The 24,144-nt window shown below is 43.6% G+C and carries 18 protein-coding genes and 1 pseudogene; 15 read left to right on the top strand and 4 right to left on the bottom strand.

The annotated features are described in order from the left end of the window. Nucleotides 1–57: 57 nt before the first annotated feature. Entirely contained in the window at nt 58–1,011 is a 954-nt protein-coding gene (locus GKR41_RS03305) for an ABC transporter ATP-binding protein (protein ID WP_226809750.1), read from the top strand. Further along, complete coding sequence (locus GKR41_RS03300) at nt 1,011–1,772, top strand: ABC transporter permease (protein ID WP_226809749.1); 762 nt, start codon at nt 1,011–1,013, stop codon at nt 1,770–1,772. The genes GKR41_RS03305 and GKR41_RS03300 overlap by 1 nt, the downstream gene beginning before the upstream one ends. 218 nt (nt 1,773–1,990) lie before the next feature. On the opposite strand, the gene GKR41_RS03295 is transcribed toward GKR41_RS03300, so the two are convergent. Both GKR41_RS03295 and GKR41_RS03290 read right to left on the bottom strand, forming a co-directional pair. Next, entirely contained in the window at nt 1,991–3,823 is a 1,833-nt protein-coding gene (locus GKR41_RS03295; protein ID WP_226809748.1) for a glycoside hydrolase family 15 protein, read from the bottom strand. A gap of 676 nt (nt 3,824–4,499) precedes the next feature. After that, nucleotides 4,500–5,660: an MFS transporter gene (locus GKR41_RS03290; RefSeq protein ID WP_226809747.1), complete on the bottom strand. Its 1,161-nt coding sequence runs from the start codon at nt 5,658–5,660 to the stop codon at nt 4,500–4,502. Between the two features lie 1,283 nt (nt 5,661–6,943). On the opposite strand from GKR41_RS03290, the gene GKR41_RS03285 reads away from it, so the two are divergent. From GKR41_RS03285 to GKR41_RS03255, 7 genes and pseudogenes are all read left to right on the top strand, one after another. Further along, nucleotides 6,944–7,234, top strand: a complete 291-nt coding sequence (locus tag GKR41_RS03285; protein ID WP_226809746.1) for a co-chaperone GroES — start codon at nt 6,944–6,946, stop codon at nt 7,232–7,234. Nucleotides 7,235–7,279: 45 nt separating this feature from the next. Further along, a complete protein-coding gene (groL, locus tag GKR41_RS03280) occupies nt 7,280–8,920 on the top strand; it encodes a chaperonin GroEL (RefSeq protein WP_226809745.1) in 1,641 nt (546 codons plus the stop codon). Between the two features lie 706 nt (nt 8,921–9,626). Further along, a complete protein-coding gene (locus GKR41_RS03275; protein ID WP_226809744.1) occupies nt 9,627–9,797 on the top strand; it encodes a rubredoxin in 171 nt (56 codons plus the stop codon). A gap of 996 nt (nt 9,798–10,793) precedes the next feature. Then, a pseudogene (locus GKR41_RS03270) lies at nt 10,794–10,937 on the top strand (YqgE/AlgH family protein); the annotation flags it as partial. Beyond that, nucleotides 10,934–11,371 carry a Holliday junction resolvase RuvX gene (ruvX, locus tag GKR41_RS03265; protein WP_226809743.1) on the top strand — a complete coding sequence of 146 codons (438 nt, stop codon included), beginning with the start codon at nt 10,934–10,936 and terminating at the stop codon, nt 11,369–11,371. The pseudogene GKR41_RS03270 and the gene ruvX, both read left to right, overlap by 4 nt. A gap of 603 nt (nt 11,372–11,974) precedes the next feature. Then, nucleotides 11,975–12,970 carry an aspartate carbamoyltransferase catalytic subunit gene (locus tag GKR41_RS03260; RefSeq protein WP_420885674.1) on the top strand — a complete coding sequence of 332 codons (996 nt, stop codon included), beginning with the start codon at nt 11,975–11,977 and terminating at the stop codon, nt 12,968–12,970. Nucleotides 12,971–13,035: 65 nt separating this feature from the next. Further along, nucleotides 13,036–14,319: a dihydroorotase gene (locus tag GKR41_RS03255; RefSeq protein WP_226809742.1), complete on the top strand. Its 1,284-nt coding sequence runs from the start codon at nt 13,036–13,038 to the stop codon at nt 14,317–14,319. A gap of 321 nt (nt 14,320–14,640) precedes the next feature. Here the strand turns inward: GKR41_RS03255 and GKR41_RS03250 are convergent, their stop codons facing one another. After that, a complete protein-coding gene (locus GKR41_RS03250) occupies nt 14,641–15,519 on the bottom strand; it encodes a symmetrical bis(5'-nucleosyl)-tetraphosphatase (RefSeq protein WP_226809741.1) in 879 nt (292 codons plus the stop codon). Nucleotides 15,520–16,248: 729 nt separating this feature from the next. Between GKR41_RS03250 and rfbB the strand changes: the two genes are divergently transcribed. The 6 genes from rfbB to GKR41_RS03220 all read left to right on the top strand — a co-directional run bounded on the left by rfbB (nt 16,249) and on the right by GKR41_RS03220 (nt 23,372). Further along, nucleotides 16,249–17,277 (top strand): dTDP-glucose 4,6-dehydratase, encoded by a 1,029-nt coding sequence (rfbB, locus tag GKR41_RS03245; RefSeq protein ID WP_226809740.1) that lies wholly within the window; start codon nt 16,249–16,251, stop codon nt 17,275–17,277. A 51-nt stretch (nt 17,278–17,328) separates the two neighbouring features. Further along, a complete protein-coding gene (gene rfbA / locus GKR41_RS03240; RefSeq protein ID WP_226810247.1) occupies nt 17,329–18,222 on the top strand; it encodes a glucose-1-phosphate thymidylyltransferase RfbA in 894 nt (297 codons plus the stop codon). Next, a complete protein-coding gene (gene rfbC / locus GKR41_RS03235) occupies nt 18,207–18,800 on the top strand; it encodes a dTDP-4-dehydrorhamnose 3,5-epimerase (protein ID WP_226809739.1) in 594 nt (197 codons plus the stop codon). The genes rfbA and rfbC overlap by 16 nt, the downstream gene beginning before the upstream one ends. Beyond that, nucleotides 18,755–19,705, top strand: a complete 951-nt coding sequence (gene rfbD, locus GKR41_RS03230) for a dTDP-4-dehydrorhamnose reductase (protein ID WP_226809738.1) — start codon at nt 18,755–18,757, stop codon at nt 19,703–19,705. The genes rfbC and rfbD overlap by 46 nt, the downstream gene beginning before the upstream one ends. A gap of 1,096 nt (nt 19,706–20,801) precedes the next feature. Then, nucleotides 20,802–22,184 carry a phosphomannomutase/phosphoglucomutase gene (locus GKR41_RS03225; protein ID WP_226809737.1) on the top strand — a complete coding sequence of 461 codons (1,383 nt, stop codon included), beginning with the start codon at nt 20,802–20,804 and terminating at the stop codon, nt 22,182–22,184. Between the two features lie 345 nt (nt 22,185–22,529). Beyond that, the gene (locus GKR41_RS03220) at nt 22,530–23,372 is read left to right on the top strand and encodes an undecaprenyl-diphosphate phosphatase (RefSeq protein WP_226809736.1); all 843 of its coding nucleotides are present in this window, start codon (nt 22,530–22,532) and stop codon (nt 23,370–23,372) included. Here the strand turns inward: GKR41_RS03220 and trmB are convergent. After that, nucleotides 23,362–24,078, bottom strand: a complete 717-nt coding sequence (gene trmB, locus GKR41_RS03215) for a tRNA (guanosine(46)-N7)-methyltransferase TrmB (protein ID WP_226809735.1) — start codon at nt 24,076–24,078, stop codon at nt 23,362–23,364. The genes GKR41_RS03220 and trmB overlap by 11 nt on opposite strands. Nucleotides 24,079–24,144: the final 66 nt, after the last annotated feature.

Here is a 24,144-nt window from a genome sequence, read left to right as displayed (position 1 = left end):
CGTATTTTAAGGGAGTCAAGGCTGAAAAAAACAATAGCTTCTGCTATTGTCCATGGCATGCAAACGATTCTTTCTGTATCTCATCTCTCAAAAACGTATGCGTCCGGATTCCGTGCGCTGAACGATATTAACCTTAATATCCGGCGTAGCGAGATTTTCGCGCTACTTGGATCGAACGGCGCCGGAAAAACAACACTGATTAGCATCATCTGCGGCATAGTCAATCCCAGCAAGGGTCGCGTCACGGTTGACGGCTATGACATCATCACTCATTATCGTGATGCGCGTGCGGCTATTGGATTATTGCCGCAAGAATTGACTACGGATACATTTGAATCGGTATGGCGCACAGTCTCATTCAGTCGAGGCTTATTCGGTAAGCCAGCGAATCCTGTGTATATCGAAAAAGTGCTAAAAGATCTATCGCTCTGGGATAAAAAAGATCATAAGATCCGAACGTTGTCTGGCGGCATGAAGCGTCGCGTAATGATTGCTAAGGCACTGTCGCATGAGCCACGTATATTATTTTTAGATGAGCCAACTGCTGGTGTAGATGTCGAGTTACGCCGGGACATGTGGCGACTCGTGCGTTCTTTGCGAGATAGCGGAGTGACAATCATCTTAACCACGCATTATATCGATGAGGCTGAGGAAATGGCCGATCGCATTGGTGTGATCCGTAATGGCGAGATTATTCTCGTCGATCATAAGATCGAGTTAATGCGCAAGCTTGGCAAGAAGCAGCTGACGCTTCAGTTACATATGGCACTACAGCGTATTCCGCATCGGCTTTCCGTATACGGACTTGAACTGGCTCGTGGAGGTAACGAGCTGATCTACACTTACGATGAGCATGCGGAGCATGCTGGTATTATCGAATTACTTCGAGCGCTAGATGGCGAAAATATCGCTTTTAAAGACTTGAAAACGACACAAAGCTCACTGGAGGATATCTTCGTGAACCTCATAAAAGAAAAGTATCGCGAACTACCCCGTAAGGACGTACCGTGATGAATATATATGCAATTCGTGCAATCTACTGTTTTGAGATGGCGCGCACTTGGCGGACTCTAATGCAGAGCGTTGTGTCGCCTGTAATTTCGACGTCACTTTATTTTATAGTTTTTGGTACAACTATTGGTTCGCGGATCCAGTATGTGAACGGTATGAGTTACGGGGCATTTATTGTGCCCGGACTTATCATGCTATCTCTGCTTACACAAAGTATCTCAAACGCCTCGTTCGGTATCTATTTCCCGCGTTTCACTGGAACTATATATGAGATCTTATCCGCACCTATATCATATGTTGAGATTGTAATTGGCTATGTCGGCTCAGCCGTTACCAAGTCAGTTATGCTAGGGATAATTATCCTTGCTACGGCCCACTTGTTTGTTCCGGTCCAGATTAACCATCCTGGTTTCATGCTGTTGTTTTTGCTGCTGACATCGTTCACATTCGCATTATTCGGCTTTATTATCGGCGTATGGGCTGATAACTTTGAGAAGTTACAGTTTGTGCCATTGCTTATTATTACGCCACTGACATTTCTCGGAGGAAGCTTTTATTCAATCGACATGCTACCGCCGCTTTGGCGTACTGTAGCCCTATTTAATCCGGTAGTGTATTTAGTTAGTGGATTTCGCTGGAGTTTTCAGGAAGAGAACCAGGTAAACATTGGTATTTGCCTAAGTGTAACAATTTCATGTCTGGCTCTATTTACGGGAATCGTTGCGTGGATCTTCAAGACTGGATATCGCCTGAAGAGTTGAGAATGCTAGTGACTAATTAGTCATTTATATCAATAAACTTTATAGCATGATCAATATGAACAACATCCTAATGCAACACGCTACTCAGCGCAGTATATAAATGCGACTGCGTATACGTGGCGCCAGATTAATCCCCAGATCATTCCCAACTAGTTTGACTGTAGAATCACAAAGATCCGTTTTTAAACGGGGGCGTGTTTATATAGTAGAAGCTCCGCTCAGATAACAGAATCCCAAGGCGCGGAAAGCCGCATTGCGCAGTTAATAATACCAACCATCGAGTAGGTTTGCGGAAAGTTTCCCCACATCTCGCCGGTAATTGGATGTGTGTCTTCGGATAGCAAACCGAGATGGTTTCGCGCCGCTAGCATTGCTTTAAAAATTACACGAGCCTCCTCATGACGACCAATTCTAGCTAGTGCGTCGATGCGCCAAAATGTGCAGATATTAAATGCAGTTTCCGGCTTGCCAAAGTCGTCTGGTGCCTCATAGCGTCGCATGTAGGGGCCATCGCATAGCGATCTCTCTAGTGCCTCAACAGTGGATACGAAGCGTGGATCTTTTGCATTAATTATATTAACTTCGGCCATCAACAGTACACTTGCGTCTAAATCTTGTCCACCGATGCTTTCAGCAAAAGCACCACGAGCCTCGTTCCATGCATTATTTAGTAGGTATTCACGGATCGTATCAGCGCGCTCACGCCATAGCATTTCCCGTGCGGGCAGCCCGAGCGTATTGGCGATTTTTGCGAGTCGATCGCAAGCAGCCCAGTTCATAAGAACTGATGAAGTATGAATGCGAGCTCGCGACCGCAGCTCCCACATGCCAGCATCTGGTTGCCTATATATTTTGTAGGCACTCTCCCCGACAGCTTCCAGGTATTTAAATTCGAATAGCCCAGCTGGACGTATTAAACGTTGGTCATAGAAAGCCTGCGCTGCTCCTAAAACAATGTTACCGTATACATCGTGTTGGAAGTGCTCATGTGCTTGATTGCCAACTCGTACTGGTGATTGACCGCGATATCCAGCTAGATGCTCGACAATCGATTCTGGAAGCGATTCTTCTAGACCAATGCCATAAAGCGGTTTGATATGTCCCCCACTAGAGCGCAGTACAACATTGCGTAGCCAGCGTAAATAGTCCTCCATCGTGCTCACTTCGGACAGGCTGTTTAGCGCACGCACGACGAAGAATGCATCGCGTAGCCAGCAATATCGGTAGTCCCAGTTACGACTGCTACTCGGTGCCTCCGGAATACTAGTGGTCATTGCGGCGATAATCGCACCAGTATCTTCAAAAAGTGACAGCTTCAGCGTGATCGCTGCGCGGATTACTGCATCCTGCCATTCTAGTGATATCGAGAGACGGCTGCTCCACTCACGCCAATACTGGATGGTGTTTTGCTCAAAATCTCGCGCAGTATTTTCAATACTTGTAGTAAGTATTTCATTCGGCCCAAGAATAAAATTAGCTTCGCTATCAAGCAGAAATTGCTGTTCTGCGATGATATACGATAAAGGTACATCAGTGGTTAACCGCAGTATTTGCGAAGAACCGACATAGCAGATATGGTTGCTATCTTGCGTGATTATAGGTGACAGCCGGCCCCAGTTAAAACGTGGGCGTAGTTGTACCGTGATCCGAACTGAGCCTTCTAACGGCTTTACACGGCGCACGATTGTTGTAGGGCGGAAATAACGTCCGCGCTCGTAGAAGCGTGGTGCGAAGTCGGTGATTTCGATACCTTGTTCGTTTATGTCATATAAACGCGTCCGTAACACAGCAGTGTTTGGCTCGTAGAACTGCTCGCTACGCACATAATTCTCGAGTTTAATACTCCATAAGCTAGCGTGGTCCGAGGTATCTATTAGTGCGTTGAAAACCGGATCGCCATCAAATCTCGGAAAACAACTCCAAACAATGCAGCCCATTTTATCAATTAGCGCACTGAATGCACAATTGCCAATGACGCCGAGATCGAGCGAGCGATGTGGAGTATTACAGAGGGAAGAGGTCTGGGATGACTCGGTAGAAGACAGGATCATCGTAAAATACCTTAGCGTTCTAGGTTTAAATGGGGTAGATGCGTCTACTGTATGCGAGGTCGTACTGCCGCAGTTTGTAGTCTGCGCTAGCTCTATGTATCGCGCAAGACTGACAGTGCATCGGTTATGAAATTAACAGCATATGAGTAATGCGGATTTGATATGCGCAGCACGAAGATACTGCTAGCAATAGAATAACGGCCCAATAATCGTTGGGAACGTTTAGTCGCACCATACCGATGCTTCGCTCTATTTTCGGATTATTGGAAAGCATTAAAACTCGTTCAGATAGATTATCACCGATATAGCAGGCTATTGGTTATTATGATAAACCAGAAGTTGGAGTATATTGTATTAGCCTTACACTTTTGTACATTAAATACTAATATCTATTTAATAAAGTAAAAGTAACGTGTGGTAGCAAGAAACTCAGGAAAAATTATAGAGATATAAGAAAAATTCTATAATAAATTTAGCGTACAACATCACTCGTCTAAGTTAGACGTTTTTATACTAGATTAATGCTGTGAAAATTTCTACAAAGAATAAAGTTCAGAATCATTCATATTTATTCGAGGCATTATTATACTGCTGTAATTAATACCGATTACTCAAAAACCACCATATATCGGTGGCTTTCCCCGGGGCTTAATAACTGTGGGTAGTAGTTAAAATTTTAACCTTGCGTTTCAGCACGCGCAGCGTATTGCTCCCATAGATGTGCACAAATAAATAGGATAATACCTATGAACAGCACAACGATTAGTGCATCAGGACTATTCATTCGCATTAGTAAACCGGCAACTATCGGACCTAAGAAACTTGCTATGCCCCATGATGCGCCGATTAGAGAGCTAGCAGTAACTAGAGATGGACCACGGAAACGCTCCCCAATTGCTGATAGAGATAACGTGTAGACTCCACCGGAAGCTGCGCCAAGTAAGATCAGCACAGGCCAATACAGCCACGGCTGCGTAGTCACTAATAGCAATGTCGGTAACAACAGGGTTACGACTATAGCAGCGCCGAAATGTATACGTTCTCGGCCGACCTGATCAGCTAGCCAACCCAGGAAGAATGCGCACACCGTTTCGCCAAGCGCAATTGCAGACCCAAATACGACAGCTCTTTCTGTTGAGATGCCATGGTGGAGCGCAAACAATGGCAGCAATGATAGCGCTAGTGTATCAAACAAGGCAAAAAAGCCCACACCGATTATCGGTGCGAGCATGCGTGGTAATATCGTTTTTCTAGTGGCATTAGAGTTATTGCCAACCTGGCCCATATCAGGAGAAATCCGCATTATTGATAGGCCTGGCAGAGCCAACAGGAATATCGAAGCGCACAATGCAAAACGCCAGCCAGGATAGCTGGCTATAACACTAACTAATAATGGGCCAGCCATCTGGAATAGGGTGAAGTTAGTCGTATACAGCGCGACAATACGTCCACGAGATCTATCTGGGGCAAGTTGGTGAACCCAGACTTCGGTAATCGTGAACAGCATCATTAAAGCAGCACCTGAGATTGCTCTTAGGAAAGTCCATGCCACAAGGTTGGAAGTCAATTGCATCAAAAGCGTCGAAATCGACGTTATCCATACCATACTGGTAATAGCGCAGTGTGCGCCAATGCGCGACGTAATGCGCCCCACAAATGGAACAATCACGAGCCCGCCACCCGCCTGCGCAGCTGTAAGAATACCAATCACGTGTGAACCATACCCGGCTTGCATTAATGCAATAGAGGTAAGCGGAAACGTGGCGCCGATACCCAGTCCTACGATAGCAACGCTTATAATTAAGGCGCAGAAGTCGCGTGTAAAGATAATTTTCATTCGAGTGTTATGGGGTCAGCATATTAGCGGTCAAACCTCTATTCTTATAGTGCTTTATTCGCATTTGATTGCATCAAACTCCGAGGATTACTCTAGTGTTTAAAATTCCATACCAGACAATAGTTGCCATTTAGTTTTATGATTAAATATAAAGCTGACTAGCCTAGGCATGCCAAGTACTAGTTGCAATGCTATCGTATATAGTTGAACACAAAAGTCTTAGCAGTGATGCATTCCACATCTAGAGCATCAGTAGATATCGCAAAACAGAATACTTAAACAAAGACTATGATCATAAATACCGTCGATACTATCAGTAGATTCATCTTTAGCAAGTAAACTAGGGCACTTAAACACTTAAGATGATGATTATCAAATCATAGGCCAAATAGTATAAGTATTAGTATTATGGGATGTACCATTGTCCGGTGTATCTTGAATATGAGGCTTTTTATATCTCAATCTACGCAAGTAGTAATGCCCCGAGTATGATGGTCATGGCTAGATCTGTATTATAGAGTTGGCGCGTCTAGCATGCCCTAGCTTACTAAAATATCTGCTGGACAAGCTGCTAGGCGTATGCTTTAGTGGCCTTGGGTAGACATGATAGTAGTTAAGAGCTCAGTAGCATTGACGTAGGATATGGGAGTTTATAGTAATTTGCCTTCCGGCAAGTAGACGCGGCAATATATTGTATCTACGCATACCTATATTAACAGCGTATAGCTAGTCAGGCATATAACTTGAGTTATCCAGGTAATTCAAAGCATGCTTGTTTATGGGCACTGGGTGCACGCTTAAAGATTGCATGCTGAATTTTACATGGCAGTTACGTTGGGAATACTCCACCTGCATTAGTGATACTTATTGAAACGGTATACCTTAATAGATAGTTAGTGTAGCCTGCGCACCTCGCATCTGTAAGGCTCGGATTAGAATACAATTTCTAATGTAGCCAATTTTGATGGTAGCTATTGCCCAAGGTGAATTGAATATTAACGATAATCAGACTTCTTTGGGTGTTATCAATGTAGAAACATATGCTTATATCGACATATCTAACATGTCTGACGGGTTCTGTATAGATGGTTATACTTAAGTGTATGTAGATATAAATACTATCTTGCACCCTGGGAAAATTTGGGTTCTTGAAATAGTCTTCACCTGTCCATATAATTGGCTCTATCCGCACGTGAGTGCTAACAACCCGTGCCACCAAGACGCCTAGTTTGTCGGGCGTTAACGTAAAAGCGTTCTTTAGCCTAAAACATAAAGGAGTGTGTATGAACCTTCGTCCTTTGCACGATCGCGTTATCGTCAAGCGCTTAGATCAGGAAACCAAGACGGCGTCGGGCATCGTAATTCCAGATGCAGCGGCTGAAAAGCCTGATCAAGGTGAAGTCCTGGCCATTGGCCCAGGAAAGCGTGACGATAAGGGCACACAAATTGCTCTTGATATCAAGGTAGGCGACCGCGTGTTATTCGGTAAGTATGCCGGCCAGACTGTCAAGGTTGATGGGCAAGAATTGCTCGTCATGCGCGAAGAAGACATTATGGCGGCTGTCCAAAAGTGATAGTCGTTGTTCGTTCGACTTTTCAAAGATTTTAAGGAGTAACAGATGGCAGCTAAAGACGTCGTATTTGGCGATTCCGCCCGCGCAAAAATGGTTGAAGGTGTAAATATCCTTGCCAATGCAGTAAAAGTAACGCTTGGTCCAAAAGGCCGCAATGTAGTGCTAGAGCGTAGTTTTGGTGGTCCGATGGTGACTAAAGATGGTGTATCTGTAGCAAAAGAAATCGAGCTAAAAGACAAGTTACAGAACATGGGCGCCCAAATGGTTAAGGAGGTAGCTTCCAAAACCAGCGATAATGCCGGAGACGGAACAACAACGGCGACTGTGCTTGCACAATCAATTGTGCGTGAAGGTATGAGGTATGTTGCATCGGGCATGAATCCGATGGACTTAAAGCGGGGTATCGACAAAGCGGTTACTGCTACGGTCAACGAGTTGCGCAAGATCAGTAAGCCGTGTACAACAAGCAAAGAAATTGCACAAGTCGGTTCAATCTCTGCCAATAGCGATACATCGATAGGCGAGCGTATCGCTGAAGCAATGAACAAAGTTGGAAAGGAGGGTGTAATCACCGTCGAAGACGGAAAATCGCTTGCAGATGAGCTTGACGTAGTTGAAGGTATGCAGTTTGATCGCGGCTACCTATCGCCGTATTTTATTAATAATCCAGATAAGCAAGTTGCGATACTCGAGAACCCGTATGTGCTGTTATACGATAAAAAAATCTCGAATATTCGTGACTTACTAGCCATACTCGAGCAAGTAGCAAAGGCTAGCCGTCCATTATTGATTATCGCAGAAGATGTCGAAGGTGAAGCACTTGCGACATTAGTCGTAAACAATATCCGCGGAATTTTAAAAACTGTCGCAGTAAAGGCACCTGGTTTCGGAGATCGTCGTAAGGCAATGCTTGAGGATATTGCGATCTTAACCGGTGGCCAAGTTATTGCCGAGGAAACTGGTCTTTCGCTTGAAAAAGCTACGCTGCAAGAATTAGGCCAAGCCAAGCGGATTGAAGTTGCGAAGGAAAATACGACAATTATCGACGGCGCCGGCGAAGCGAAAAGTATTGAGGGTCGTGTAAAGCAGATTCGTGCGCAAATTGAAGAATCAACATCAGATTATGATCGCGAAAAGCTGCAAGAACGTGTCGCGAAGCTTGCGGGTGGCGTAGCGGTAATTAAAGTAGGCGCAGCCACTGAAGTAGAAATGAAGGAAAAAAAGGCGCGAGTTGAGGACGCTCTACATGCTACACGCGCAGCTGTTGAAGAAGGAATCGTAGCGGGGGGTGGTGTTGCATTGATTCGCGCTCGCACCGCGATCACTAACATCAAAGGCGAAAATGCTGACCAAGAAGCCGGCATTAAAATCGTTCTTCGCGCGATAGAAGAGCCGCTTCGTCAGATCGTACTGAATGGTGGGGAAGAGGGAAGTGTTGTAGTTGCTGCTGTAGCTGCAGGTAAAGGTAACTATGGTTACAACGCAACAAGCGGTGAGTATGGTGATCTCGTCGAGGCTGGAGTTGTCGATCCAACAAAGGTTACTCGCACTGCGCTGCAAAATGCGGCATCTGTTGCTGGTTTGCTACTTACAACTGATGCGGCGGTATGTGAGCTAGCGAAAGAAGAAACACCAGCACCGAGCGGTATGCCAGGTGGTATGGGCGGTATGGGTATGGACATGTAGTTCAGCTGTCCAAAAATGGGAATTGAACGGCTTCCTTTAAAGTGCGCTGTTCATTTCATTCAATAACAGACTCTGTATTCAGAAAATACAGAGTCTGTTTTTTATGAGGATAAGTTTTTGACATCTAATATTGAAGCTCTTTATTAAAGAGCGGATTTTAGGAGAATTTAAAGGTTAGACTACTGTTCTATTATTTCTTCTAGCTCTGCGATTAGAATCCTAGGACAATGCGACTCTCCTCAGCGTCAGTAGTTCAAGCTTGGGCAGTTTCAAGCACTGAAAGTACCCCACTATTTACCTAGTACGCGCATTTTTGCATCTGCTTGCGAGCAATTTATTTGAAGCAATCTATTAGATCATAGGCGTATCTCGCAGCATCAATAATATGACTCATTAGTTACTCTTTTCTATAGTTTTAAGCATTTTAGCGAATTCAGCCTCTTCGCTGAAGTATTAAGCAGTTTCGAAGACTATAATCCTAGACTAATATTAGCGTGGGTATCATTAATGACTATCCAGATAGCATTGCTAGAAAGCAAGGCGTAACGTTGCCGGGGATAGCAATAATCGTAGCCTTGCTATATATAAATAAATTTGAGAAAAATAAATTGTATTGCATAATCCCTCTGCCAGGCATCCATGCAATAACAAAGTACTGTACCTTATATTTCATTCTCACGAACTATTTGTGTGACGCGGCAATACGATGGAATACAAAAGTTGGATGTGCCTGATTTGTGGTTGGATTTACGATGAAGAAGCGGGTCTTCCGGAGGAGGGGATTTCGCCCGGAACACGTTGGGAAGATATCCCAATTAACTGGACATGTCCCGAGTGCGGAGCACGAAGGGAAGATTTTGAGATGATTCAAATTTAACTCTCAAGAAAAGATTTAGTACATTGATGGCACGTTATATAAACGTACATCAATTAGATAAGCTATAGAGGATAATATAGCTTCATAAATTCTCTTCGCTTTGTTAGCATTATTAATGGCGCTTCTACATCTCATCGACTACGCTGCATATGTAGTTCCGTTTAAGTGTGCAATCAGCGTATGCGCTGAATAATACTATTTTAAGTATGTTATCTGTACTGAAGTTTTAGAAATGCATTCTAGAAGTGATAGATCCGGGAATTTTATATCTGTAGCGATTAGTTGTGGATGCCCTATATATATGCCCCCCCACTATAGCAAAATGTCTGAGATATTATTAAACAGAACGATACTAAGCATGTGATGAAAATTCGATATGGAGAAAATTAGCAGGCGGAGTTTGACTGTATAGTGTTAGATTAATTCACTGCCGGTCGATGTATATGATTTGACTATATTTCTTACGCTTGTGAGCTGATGTAGTAGCACACTAGACATGATTAGTGATACAGGCTAGGTGCTGTATCACTAACGCATAGTTTTAGCATATCAGGGTAGGCATTTTGAATCGATATGGCTCGAAAACAATGCATTTTTAGTGGTCAAGCGGCGAGTACGGCACTGTTTTCGTTAACGGACAAGGGGGTATTTTCTATTTTAGAAACGCATCTATCGTATGTAGATGGAATACTGACTAGCTATTGTCTCGGCATTTCTCCAAACTACATTAGAAGCAGGCTATTGTTAACTAGACTCGAAATCACTAAAGAACCCGTCTTTATTAAACTTTAAGACACGTTAAAGACTACTGATTCCCTAAACTTGATAAGCGCATGACTCTATCCACAGAGGGCACTATATATTGTCGATGTAAGTGCTTAATAGACTTAAAATAACTACGTTAAAAGACGTGCTTGAAGCAGCTGTAAATGGTGTAGGCCTAAACGCGTTCTACTTACGCTTGGACATACTGGCTGGGGTGCGGGTCAGCGAGAGGATAAGATTTCGAGGAATATCTGGCTAACTGTTAAGGGAAATCCGAATATTATGTTCGATATGCCGTCAGAGCAACGTTTTAATGTGGCACTTAGGTTACTAAGTAACTCATTCATGAGAATTTCAAAGATAGGGCACTCATGAATACGTCAGAGGCAACTCTTCTCGCGTTTGACTATGGACATAAGCGCATCGGCATAGCGATCGGAAACACGATAACTTATTGCGCGCGTGCCCTCATAACAGTCGAAAATCGTAATCGAGAATACCGTTTTTCAGCGGTGAAGAAATTGATTGACGTATGGCAACCTATGTGGTTAGTTGTTGGGCTACCAATATATCCCGATGGGACTTCACATAATCTGACGCAGCAAGCGAAGAACTTCGGCAATCAACTCAATGGGCGCTTTAATTTACCAGTGACTTTAGTAGACGAGCGATATTCGTCGGTTGAGGCTAAAGCAACGGGCGCTCGCGCTCATATTCTAGACGCAGTAGCGGCATGCATTATTCTTCAGCAATATTTTGATGAAGATTTATTGAAGAGCCATAATGGGTGTGGTTATTATATTGATTAATACGGAGCATTTGTATCACGCAATGCGTGATACGTTGCAGGCTACAGTAGACTTGCGATATGCTCGTGAACAACCGTACTAACCTGGATTAGTGCCCATGATTGTTGGTGTAGCTGTTTAAAATCTAGTACAGCTTATTTAGCGTAGTGAATACTGCACTCTATCGAGCTTCTATGAAGATGAATAGCCCAAGTCGGCAACAGATTCCCCATGCACTAGGACTACGGTCTGCAATAAATAAGCTCCACGATTATCAGCCACTTGGCGTGTGTTAATTGGTCATATTAATTGGACCAGGTCTGCTGCGAGCTACTTATCCACTTTTACGTCTCTGGAACAGTGCCTTACGAAAAACAGAGATGCTAGTACTGCATCGTGATAGTAGCGATATGCTAACGTTCGTCACTAAAACGAATGCGAATCACTTAATACCTATAAATTTGTACTACTTGAGATAGTATTACATTACTTCTTTCATTTGTTGTGTAGCAGCTACTACTTTCATGATCATAATCTAACCTCGGGTTATCTATAAATACCGCCCCTCTAAATCTTGCGGAAACGATGTGTGAAGATATATTACTTAATAATAATAGGCGGGGTTTGCCCTTGCCTGAATACACGGAATTCCAGCCAAGTTCTTTACGCAGTCACCCACAATTGAACCATCACGGCGAATTAAAGCATCTACTAACTATTGAAGGTCTTCCATGTGCAGTAATTACTTATATCCTAGATACTGCGGCTCGGTTTCTAAGTGTGACGAATCGTAGTATCAAAAAAGTTCCATTGTTGCGTGGGAAATCTGTATTTAATTTATTTTTTGAAAATTCCACTCGCACTCGAACGACGTTCGAAATTGCCGCAAAACGTCTGTCCGCAGACGTGCTGAACTTAAACATTAGTGCATTATCTACAAGTAAAGGAGAATCTCTGTTAGATACGATTAATAATTTGTCAGCAATGCATGCAGATATATTTATTATACGACACGCACAAAGCGGTGCGCCTTATCTAATCGCACAGCATTGCGAACCACATGTACATATTATTAATGCTGGAGACGGTCGCCATGCGCATCCGACCCAGGGTTTGCTAGATATGTACACGATTCGTCACTATAAGCGTGATTTTACTAGATTGAGGGTAGCTATTATCGGAGATATCTTGCATTCGCGCGTCGCGCGCTCCGATATTCATGCACTGACTACGCTGGGTGTGCCAGAGATTCGTGCGATTGGGCCCCGCACGCTTTTACCTGGAGGGTTAGAGCACTTTGGCGTACGTGTCTTTCACGATACAAATCAGGGATTACGCGACGTCGACGTAATTATTATGCTGCGCCTTCAAAACGAGAGAATGAATGGTGCATTAATGCCATCTGCACAGGAGTATTTCAAGACATGGGGCCTAACTCCGGAGAGGCTGGCGTACGCTAAACCTGATGCAATAGTCATGCATCCAGGACCGATGAACCGTGGCGTAGAGATCGAATCAAGCGTCGCAGACGGACCTCAATCTGTAATATTAGATCAGGTTACATTCGGTATAGCAATACGCATGGCAGTAATGAGCATTATCGCGGGCAACAACGATTGAAATGAATTAACAGGCATTAAAAATATCTATAAGCATAAAGATGTATATCAAGGATGGACGTGTGCATGAAGATGTATATCAAGGGTGGACGTGTCATTGACCCGGTGACTGGAACTGATCAGAAGGCAGACATCTGGATTGCCGATGGTAGAATCGTATCAATCGGTGATACTACTGCGCCCACGCATAATATACAGACTTTTGACGCTACGGGATTAGCGATTGCCCCGGGACTAGTTGATTTATGCGCACGGCTTCGTGAGCCAGGATATGAGTATCGTGCAACTCTAGAGTCGGAGGTATCTGCGGCCCTAGCTGGAGGTGTGACTAGCCTTGTGTGTCCGCCAGATACTGACCCGCCATTAGATGAGCCGGCATTGGTCGAGATGCTAAAGTTTCGTGCTCGCAATATAAATCAAGTCCACGTATATCCTCTAGGGGCATTAACGGTAGACTTGAAAGGTGAGGTGATTACTGAAATGGCTGAGTTAACTGAAGCAGGGTGCGTCGGCTTCACACAAGCAGATCGACCAATTATCGATACTATGGTGTTATTACGGGCATTACAATACGCAAACACATTTGGCTATATAGTCTGGTTACGTCCGCAAGACCCCCATCTGAGCCGGGGCGGTATTGCTGCTAGCGGACCAGTCGCGTCTCGTCTTGGACTATCAGGAGTACCAATAGCTGCCGAGACGATCGCATTGCATACAATCTTCGAGCTAATGCGCGCTACAGGTGCGCGAGTTCATCTTCAGCACTTATCGTCGTCAGCGGGTCTTGAACTAGTGCGAGCGGCTAGGCGCGAAGAGTTGCCAGTCACATGCGATGTTACAATTAATCATGTTCACTTGATCGACGTAGATATTGGCTACTTCAACGCCCAGTTCCGAATAGATCCGCCACTAAGAGCTCAAGGTGACCGTGATGCAATTCGTGTTGCACTCGCTGACGGCACTATCGATGCGATTTGCTCAGATCATACACCCCTCGACGACGATGAAAAACTGAGGCCTTTTGGGGAGGCTTCGCCTGGCGCGACTGGGCTAGAGTTACTGCTATCGTTAACTCTTCAGTGGGCGATTGAGGAAAAGAAATCACTTGCACAAGCGCTAGCTAAGATCACCTGTGCGCCAGCCGCATTGCTTGGATTGCCAGTGGGAAGGCTCGAGCCTGGAGCCATTGCTGATCTTTGTGTATTTGACCCTACCGTATATTGGCACGTCGAACGGCGGGCACTAAAAAGCCAGGGACACAATACGCCTTTTTTAGGCTGTAAATTGCCCGCAAGAGTGCGTGCTACGATTATAGCTGGTCGTGTTGTGTACGACAGCCGCAACGAGTAGGTATGAAACACTGCGCCAAACAATGAGAAGAAATCACGTCTTAGAATTAAAACAAATTTTTATGCCTCGAATATAAATAGGCATAACAGTTTATGCACGAATTGCCCCAGAAGATTCTGGGGAAAGATGATTAATCTTTATTCCCAGAATTTATTCTGAATGAGGACTTATTCCAAGTACGATACTAATAACTTTATAAAATTTGGTAAGTAGTGTGCTAGAAAAATCTCGGCGAAGTACGAGCCCCCCCCCCTTACCGACTTATATAAAATGATAAGTACGATACGTGACAATGCGATCTATAGTCAGACGAAGCATAGATTAGCGTTTTTTGCTGCAGTCAACTTGAACTACGATCGCTCGGTTCTGGGGGGCAGTATCTAGTCGTATAGCAGATAGTTTCCCCCCCCATACACAGCCCGTGTCTAGGGCAATTATATTATCACGAATCATAAGTCCCAGTGATGCCCAGTGGCCGAATACTACTAGTGTGTCAGCGCTACGGCGCTGAGGTACATCAAACCATGGCATAAACCCATCTGGTGCTGTATTTGGGGATCCTTTTGCTATAAACTCCATTCGTCCATACGCGTCACAAAAGCGAATACGTGTCATGGCATTGATAATCACACGAGCGCGCGCTTCACCTTGTAGTGAATTAAACCAAGTATTCGACCCGTTTCCTCGCAGAGACTGAAGAAATATTTTCCAATCCTTACTTCTCAGCTTTGTCTGAATCCCATGAGCCAGCCCGAGTATGACTTGGATATTCCATTGAGGCAGCACACCAGCATGTACAAGTAGTCTCTGTCCGTCGTAATGTACGATTGGCCGATATCGCAACCAGTCGATTAAATCGATAGCATCTGGCGCAGAAAGGATGTCATCAAGCGTATCATCATGCTCTGGACAATACTTGCCAGCTGCAAGCTCCAACAAGTGAAGATCATGATTGCCGAGTACGGTTATAGCACGTTCACCTAGCCCCATAATGCGACGCAGTACGGCAAGCGATTCAGGTCCTCGATTGACCAGATCGCCAGCAAACCAAAGCTGCGTATCTCCTATCGGTCCAAGCTTATCGAGTAGCCGATCTAAAGCGTTGCAGCAACCTTGAACATCACCTATTCCTATGGGTGAAGGGCCAACAGCATTAGAAAGAAGTCTAGAAACGGAATTTTTCTTAACTGGGTATTTCATCAGCTATAAGGTCAGTATATATCGACAGAATGCTAATCTGACAATTATTTTAAATATGTGAAGAATCGGCATCCGTATTTCTCTAGTTGCTCAAGCGAGTGGAACTATATTATTACCTCTTATTAAATACCTTGTATAAAAGAAAGTCACCAGTGGGCTGCTTTTAGCCTTTTGCTAGAAAGGGTAAATAATACGCTAAATACTTTAGAATCTTTTTAAGATTATATGAGCTAACAATATTTATACTAATAGGTGATTTTCTGTGAACAAATACTCACTCTTAGCACATCAGCTGGGTTTGCTTATATATACGGTGGAGCATTGTAGCATTACTTAAATTTGTGGATACGCTGTGTTTAAAATCTAATTTGCTCTTAACATAATAGCGTCACAATAAGTTTATATATCTTGTTTATCCTAGCTATACCTAGATAAGAGAAGTCCAGACTCTCTAAAAAGAGTTTTAGAAGTTTTTCTATATCGAAGTTTCTATAACGCACGAGATATTAGGTTTAATAAGTTTATAAGAGCCTTAGAGTCCCTCAATATCGACGTGTAATTAGATATATTTGATATGTAATCGGTCAAGAAATCTTGTTGAAGGTCGGGGGAATACCCACTCGATCCTTTATAATTTTACTAAATATTTGCTCACTGATTTGCATCCTAACTTTAATAGGATTGGTGGGCTTGTGTATATCCGTTGGTACTCAAACCAAAGGTAGTTCCATGATTCTTGTAACGGGAGGTGCTGGTTTTATTGGTTCTAATTTCGTTCTCGATTGGCTACAACGTAGAGAAGAATCCGTAATTAATGTGGATAAACTCACATATGCCGGAAATCTTTGCACACTAAAGTCTCTTAAAGACAATCCCTTGTATTACTTTGCTCGGGTCGATATTAATGATCGATTTTCATTAGATGTATTATTTTCGCGCTACGCGCCACGCGCAGTGATTCACTTTGCCGCAGAAAGCCATGTAGACCGATCTATCCGCAGCCCCGCAGAGTTTATACAAACTAATGTGATAGGTACATTTACGTTGCTTGAGGCTACTCGTGCATACTGGGGTCGCCTCGATGATGATGTAAAGACTGCATTCCGTTTTTTGCATGTATCAACCGATGAGGTGTTCGGGTCATTATTGCCGGGTGATGCACCTTTCTGCGAAATAACGCCATATGCACCGAATAGTCCATATTCGGCTACTAAGGCCGCATCGGATCATCTCGTACGTGCATATCATTACACATATGGATTGCCTGTTGTCATAACGCACTGTTCAAATAATTATGGGCCCTATCATTTTCCAGAAAAGCTAATTCCATTGACAATTGTTAGAGCACTGAGGGGCAAGTCTATTCCACTTTATGGCAACGGACAGAACGTGCGTGACTGGCTATATGTTTATGATCACTGCTCAGCAATACGTAAGATACTTTCCCATGGTATACCTGGCCAAACATATAATGTAGGTGGCCAGAATGAGAAAAAAAATATTGAAGTTGTTCGGGCTGTATGCGATTTGCTCGATTTTTTGAACCCAAAAGTTAGTGGTTCATATCACGATCTAATCGTTTCCGTTTCGGATCGTTTAGGACATGATCGCAGATACGCAATCAGTGCACGCAAGATTAAGACCGAACTTGGCTGGAAACCTATAGAGACATTCGAGAGCGGTCTAAAAAAAACAGTTCAGTGGTACCTGGATAACCAAAATTGGGTGAATGCAGTGCAGTCTGCAAGAGTGTATTGAGCTCAAATACACTAATGTGTATAAGAGCTGGGGTTGTTAAGCATGAACAAAATTAAACGTAAAGGAATTATTCTGGCCGGAGGATCTGGTACTCGACTGTACCCTATTACACTGGCGCTTTCTAAACAGTTACTGCCAGTGTATGACAAACCTATGATTTATTATCCACTATCGACACTGATGATGGCCGGAATTCGAGATGTACTTTTAATTTCATCGCCTGATGATGCGCCTCGTTTTAAAATTCTACTAAAGGATGGTGAACAGTGGGGGATGAATATACAGTATGCTGTACAGCCATTCCCGGGTGGTATCGCTCAAGCTTTCCTCATCGGTCGACATTTTATTGGTAACGACGCTTCGACCCTCATACTGGGTGACAACATTTTTTATGGTCACGACCTAATGAAGAAATTGGCATGTGCTAGTGCGCAGAAGGAAGGAGCTACAGTATTTGCGTATTATGTACACGCTCCTGAGCGCTATGGTATTGTGGATTTTGATAGCAATTTCCGCGCGCTATCAATCGAAGAAAAGCCCGATAAACCTCGCTCTCACTACGCTGTCACGGGATTATATTTCTATGACAACAATGTTTGTGATATCGCGGCATCAATGAGGCCTTCTAAACGTAACGAGCTTGAGATTACCGATGTGAATTGTGTGTATCTTAATTCTGGTAAGCTTAATATTGAGGTGATGGGACGTGGTTTTACGTGGCTTGATACTGGAACGCACGAGTCACTTATCGATGCTGCTACATTCGTCGCAATGCTGCAAAAGCGTCAGGGGCTTGTTTTTGCATGTCCGGAAGAAATTTCCTATCGGCTAGGATGGATCAAAATAGATCAATTGCGTAGGCTTGCGGCACCACTTTTAAATAACCAGTATGGACAATACTTGCAAACAGTACTAACTGATCAAATCGTATGTCAATCCAAGTAAGTTCTACTTCGTTGCCCGATATTAAACTCATAGATATACAAGTTTTTAATGATGAGCGTGGTTTTCTATTTGAGAGTTTTAATACGCGTGATTTCGCACGACTAGTTGATGCTAACGTAGTGTTCGTCCAGGATAATCACTCGCATTCTGTGCATGGTGTTTTGCGCGGATTGCATTACCAGATTGAGCACGTACAGGGTAAGCTTGTACGTGTTATACATGGAGAAGTCTTTGATGTCGCAGTAGACATTCGGCAAGGTTCTTCTACATTTGGCCAATGGGTTGGAGTATATTTATCCGCCGTGAATCGGCGACAGTTATGGGTGCCGCCCGGGTTTGCTCACGGTTTTTTAACGCTGTCAAACTGCGCCGAGTTTTTATATAAGACCACTGATTACCGGTATCCTAATTTTGAGCGCAGAATTTTATGGAACGATCCAGAGCTACTGATTAAATGGCCCCTACAGAGTAAGCCTATTGTTTCTGAAAGGGATGCGAATGGTAAACGATTATGCGAAGCAGAGTTATATGTATGGCAGTTGGTAAACAAAAGCAGACCAGCAGAGCGACGATCCTAGTAACGGGCGCGTTAGGGCAGGTTGGTTTTGAATTGGCACGCTCGATGCGTAGCGTAGGCAAAGTAATTGCGCTTGATAGATCTGCATTTGATTTGTGCGAACCAAATCAAATGTGTTCCGTTATACGCGCCATTAAACCGGCAGTAATTGTAAACGCAGCCGCTTATACGGCCGTCGATGCGGCGGAAAGCAATCGTAGCCTAGCAATGCAGGTTAATGCGAAGGCTCTGAGTATATTAGTCGACGAAGCAAGGAGGATAGGAGCTTCGATAATTCACTATTCTACGGACTACGTCTTCAGCGGTGAAAAAGAGTTGCCATATATTGAAGAAGATAAGGCTAGTCCTAAAAATTTTTATGGCGTAAGTAAGCTAGCCGGGGAACAAGTGATTGCAAGCGCAGGAATATGCTATCTCATCCTGCGCACGAGCTGGGTCTACAGTATGCGAGGCAAAAATTTCTTATCGACGATGCTCCGTCTCGGAAGGGAACAAGATACCATTAAAGTTATAGCTGATCAATTTGGTTCCCCGACATGGAGTCATACCATTGCAGCGATGACCGTACACATTGCGGAAAAAGCACTAAATGCATATGATACACAGCAATGGTGGCAAGAGCGTTCTGGTATTTATCACTTGACTGCAGCTGGATCAACTTCATGGAATGGTTTTGCTAAAGCTATTTTTAATGCGATGATAATGGAACGTGTGCCTACGATTATGCCAATCTTTACACACGAATTTCCTATGCGAGTGAATCGACCTAAAAATTCTTGTTTATCTAACAATAAGTTAAAGCGCGTGTTTGGTTTACAACCTCCCCGATGGGATCGGGCTTTAAAATTATGTCTACGATTGCACGGACATTACAAACTAAGTACAATAACCAACCCTAGTTTATAAAATTTCTCCTTAGTAGGTAACTCCTACAAACTAAGGGTAATCTCAGACGCCAGTGCTGTCCAACTATCGTATCTCCACCGAAGACCAGAAAGAAAAGAAACTTTCCGATTTCTACCTGCGCGACGAACGGCATAAGATTATTTGGAGTGCCGCTTTGATTTCACCGATTGGCCTGCTCTGATGCAATCCGACTAGATTGAGGTAGCGTAGCGAAGCAACCTTCCGGCTAGTATCCGAATTATCAGCTATCAGCTTACCAGATCACGAAGAATTTTTCGGCTATTAGCTTTGTTTGACTATACGGGTTGGTTACAGATAAGGATCATAACTTGTTGATAAGCACGCTTTGTAGCTTATCACACAACGTGGCCGATAAACTACACACAATACGTTTTACGTTATACTCATTTATTCTGCTAAGCAGAGCTACCAGGCTTTTTAAGCCATTCGAATAGTACTCCAGTAGTTTTTTCGCTGATTTACCAACTGCCTTTTCGCTGATTTACCAACTGCCTTGGAGCTGAAATATGAATAACCGCGTGGATTGGGGCACTACTTAAATACTCTTCGAAGCGCCTGATCATCACAAGAATTAACTTGATAGACTAAATTGTCTTGCCGATAACCTGCTCGACGTGCCGTATTGCGTCAAATTTGCTATTGATCAGGTTGTTGACTACTAATACATAGCTTATGTTAATTATTAACTCGACGCAGGTATACGAGCCCCTGAAGCTAGCACTGCTGGTGAAAGCTGCTGATCGGGATTGTTATACCTTCGGGTGAGTTGCTCTGGGCTGAGCTAACAAAGATAGCAAGTACATAATCAATATCAGAATTGCACGTAGTTTCGCTCATCACGTGAAATCCTATAAATAATAAATTACTAATCCTAACTCTGATATATACCAACATCTTAGCGATCGTAGTTTTCACCACGCTAAAATAGATCAATAAAAGTAGCTTAGGAATCCGCGATTATAGATTGTTTTTATGAACTGGCGGAAACCGAGAGAGGGGCTGTAAATGGTTTGCGTCATCGTTATATTGACGCTTTCGCGCTCTTTCGAATCTTCGCTTTAACAGTTGCTTACTTATGATTTCTAAATCTATTTTTAAAGCCTACGATATTCGTGGTGTTATTGGTAAAACGCTCGATAGTAATGTCGCGCGCCACATTGGCTACGCGTTCGGAAGCGAAGTACGGGCGCAAGGTGCTAATGCGGTGATAATTGGTCGTGATGGGCGATTGTCTAGTCCGCAGTTATCTTCCGCTCTAGCAGATGGTCTACACGCAGTGGGAGTAGATGTAATTGATATCGGTTTGGTGCCGACGCCGATCGGATATTTCGCAGCTAGCGTACCCATCGCAGGGCGACATGTAGATTCATGCATTATTGTTACTGGCAGCCATAATCCCCCTGACTATAATGGTTTTAAGATGGTTTTGCGTGGTACTGCGATCTATGGTGAGCTAATACAGGTGTTATATAAACGCATAGTCGATGGAAATTTCGATACAGCTGAAGGAAGCTACAGCACCTACAATATACTTAATGCGTATGTCGATCGGATCGTGTCCGATATCAAACTATCTCGACCACTAAAGATCGTCGTTGATGCTGGCAATGGTGTTGCAGGGTTACTTGCGCCAAGGCTATTTAAAGCGCTTGGATGCAAACTAGTCGAACTATTCTGCGACATTAATGGCAATTTCCCAAATCACCATCCGGATCCGGCCCATCCAGAAAATCTGCAAGACGTTATTCGTGCTTTGAAGGAGACGGATGCAGAAATTGGCTTTGCGTTCGATGGGGACGGAGATCGACTGGGCGTTGTCACTAAGGACGGTCAGATTATCTATCCGGATAGACAACTGATGTTATTAGCGCAAGACGTGCTGTTACGCACTCCTGGGGGGAAGATTATTTATGACGTGAAATGCACGCGTAATCTAGATAGGTGGGTACGCGAACGGGGCGGCGAACCAGTGATGTGGAAAACTGGCCATTCTCTAATAAAAGCGAAGTTGCGTGAAACTGGCGCACCCCTCGCCGGAGAAATGAGCGGGCACATCTTTTTTAAAGATCGATGGTACGGTTTCGACGACGGTCTTTATACTGGTGCGCGGCTTCTAGAAATTCTATCTCGAGTAAAGGATCCGAGTCAGTTACTTAACAGCTTACCGAACTCAATCTCGACGCCTGAGTTGCAACTTAGGCTCAACGAGGGTGAGAACTTTGAGCTGATTGGCAATCTTCAAAATCGTGCGACCTTTTGCGGTGCTAATGCAGTGATTTTAATCGATGGTCTTCGTGTGGAGTATTTAGACGGTTTTGGGCTTATACGCGCATCTAATACTATACCTGCAGTTGTAATGCGCTTCGAGGCTGATAATGATGCAGCGCTTAAGAGAATCCAGAGAGATTTTAAGCGCTGCATCATTGCACAGAAGCCAGATACTAAATTTCCATTTTAGAAAACTTGGCATAGTTTAGCTGTTGATCTATAAGATATTTACAAGAGATATTTAGATCAGTCTCTATAAGACTTGTCTATACAGACTATAATCACTGCCTTATCAATTAGCCTATCACTTGCCACTATATATATGGGAAATTTTGCCTGTACATTGATTACCCAATCTTTATAGGAATTCTCTTATCCACTATTTAAGTTTAAACAACTCTAATTTTTTAGGCGTCAATATGAACCCAATATAATTAATCTTTATACATAATGCGAATGCAGTATACGGGGATCATTGGGGTAATAGCAGTGGAAGCCTATATAAGCCTAGGTTGCTTCCTCAGGGGATGCTTTAATGGATATAATTTTGTTACTTAAAGCGCTAGTTCTTGGGCTAATAGAAGGCTTGACAGAATTTCTGCCAGTATCCAGTACGGGACATTTGATCCTAATAGGCGAATTGATTGACTTTACTGGTGATCGTAGCAAAGTATTTGATATTGCAATCCAATTTGGCGCTATTCTTGCGATATGCTGGGAATATCGAAAACGTATTAGCTACGTAGTACGGAGTTTGACCACTAAGCGACCAACCCAATGTTTTGTTCTTAACGTAATTGTTGCTTCTTTGCCTGCATCTATTATTGGACTGTTATTCGAAAGTCCTATCAAGGCACTTCTGTTTTCACCGGTGCCAGTATCTATTATGCTAATCATAGGAGGCATTATTCTTCTATGGGTAGATGCTATACATTGCCGGCGTGGTAACACCTTATATAATACTCGCGTACAGTCAATCGACGAGTTAACTACCATTGATGCATTAAAAATTGGTCTTGCGCAATGCCTTGCACTCATCCCCGGAACGTCACGATCTGGCGCTACTATTGTTGGTGGACTACTTACTGATTTAAAGCGGTGTATTGCGATCGAATTTTCTTTTTTCCTTGCTATTCCATTGATTTTTGGTGCTTCAATATATGAACTTGTTAAAGCACGAAGCATGATAAGCGCATCAGATAGCGGGTTATTTGCGGTTGGATTTTTGACTGCATTCGCCAGCGCATACGCATGCGTGCGCTGGTTGCTATACTATATTTCGACGCACAACTTTGCTTTGTTTGCGTGGTATCGAATTGTTTTTGGACTACTAGTTCTAGTCATTAGTTATTTTAAAGACCTTGGATTTAACCACTAACGAGTGATGCTGGACACTTTGTGAAAAGTAAATCCCATACGCTATGACCAAGGCGTAGTCCGCGGCGCTCAAATTTTGTAATCGGACGATAATCGGGGCGTAGTACGTAACCATTTTTCCGACTCGAGACATTGACAAGTGTTGGTTCTGCGTATAGTACTCTAAGCATCTGCTCTGCGTAGTTTTGCCAGTCTGTTGCTAGATGTAAATAACCACCAGTACGCAGGCGAGATGCGAGCAGTTTAATAAATGGTAATTGAATTAGCCGTCGCTTGTGGTGACGCACTTTATGCCATGGATCAGGAAAAAAGATATGTACGCCATCCAGACTATCCCTGGTGAGCATGTGATCGATGACCTCAACAGCATCATGCTGAATTACTCGGATATTACTTAATTGTCTTGAATCAATTAACTTTAAAAGCGATCCAATCCCGGGCTCATAAACCTCAATGCCAAGAAAATTGTCTCTTGTCCGTTGTGTGGCGATATCGACCGTTGTCGTTCCCATGCCACAGCCAATCTCGAGTACGAGTGGCGCATCGCGACCAAAAATTACCTTATAGTCAAGTCGCGCATCGGTGTATGGTAGTTTAAATTTCGGTCCTAGCTTTTCCAAGGCCCGCTGTTGGGCGTTAGATAGATGTCTTACTCGCGTTACAAAGCTGCGAATACGCGGGGGAATTGTATAGGTAGGATAGGTCATCACTATCTGTCCGCTTGAGCCTCAGTGTTGGGGCGTTTGTCCGAACTACGTCATCACGGCAATTGA

The sequence above is a fragment of the Candidatus Vallotia laricis genome, assembly GCF_020541325.1.
In the GTDB taxonomy this organism is placed as follows: domain Bacteria; phylum Pseudomonadota; class Gammaproteobacteria; order Burkholderiales; family Burkholderiaceae; genus Mycetohabitans; species Mycetohabitans laricis.
This window is presented reverse-complemented; position numbering and strand designations above follow the sequence as displayed.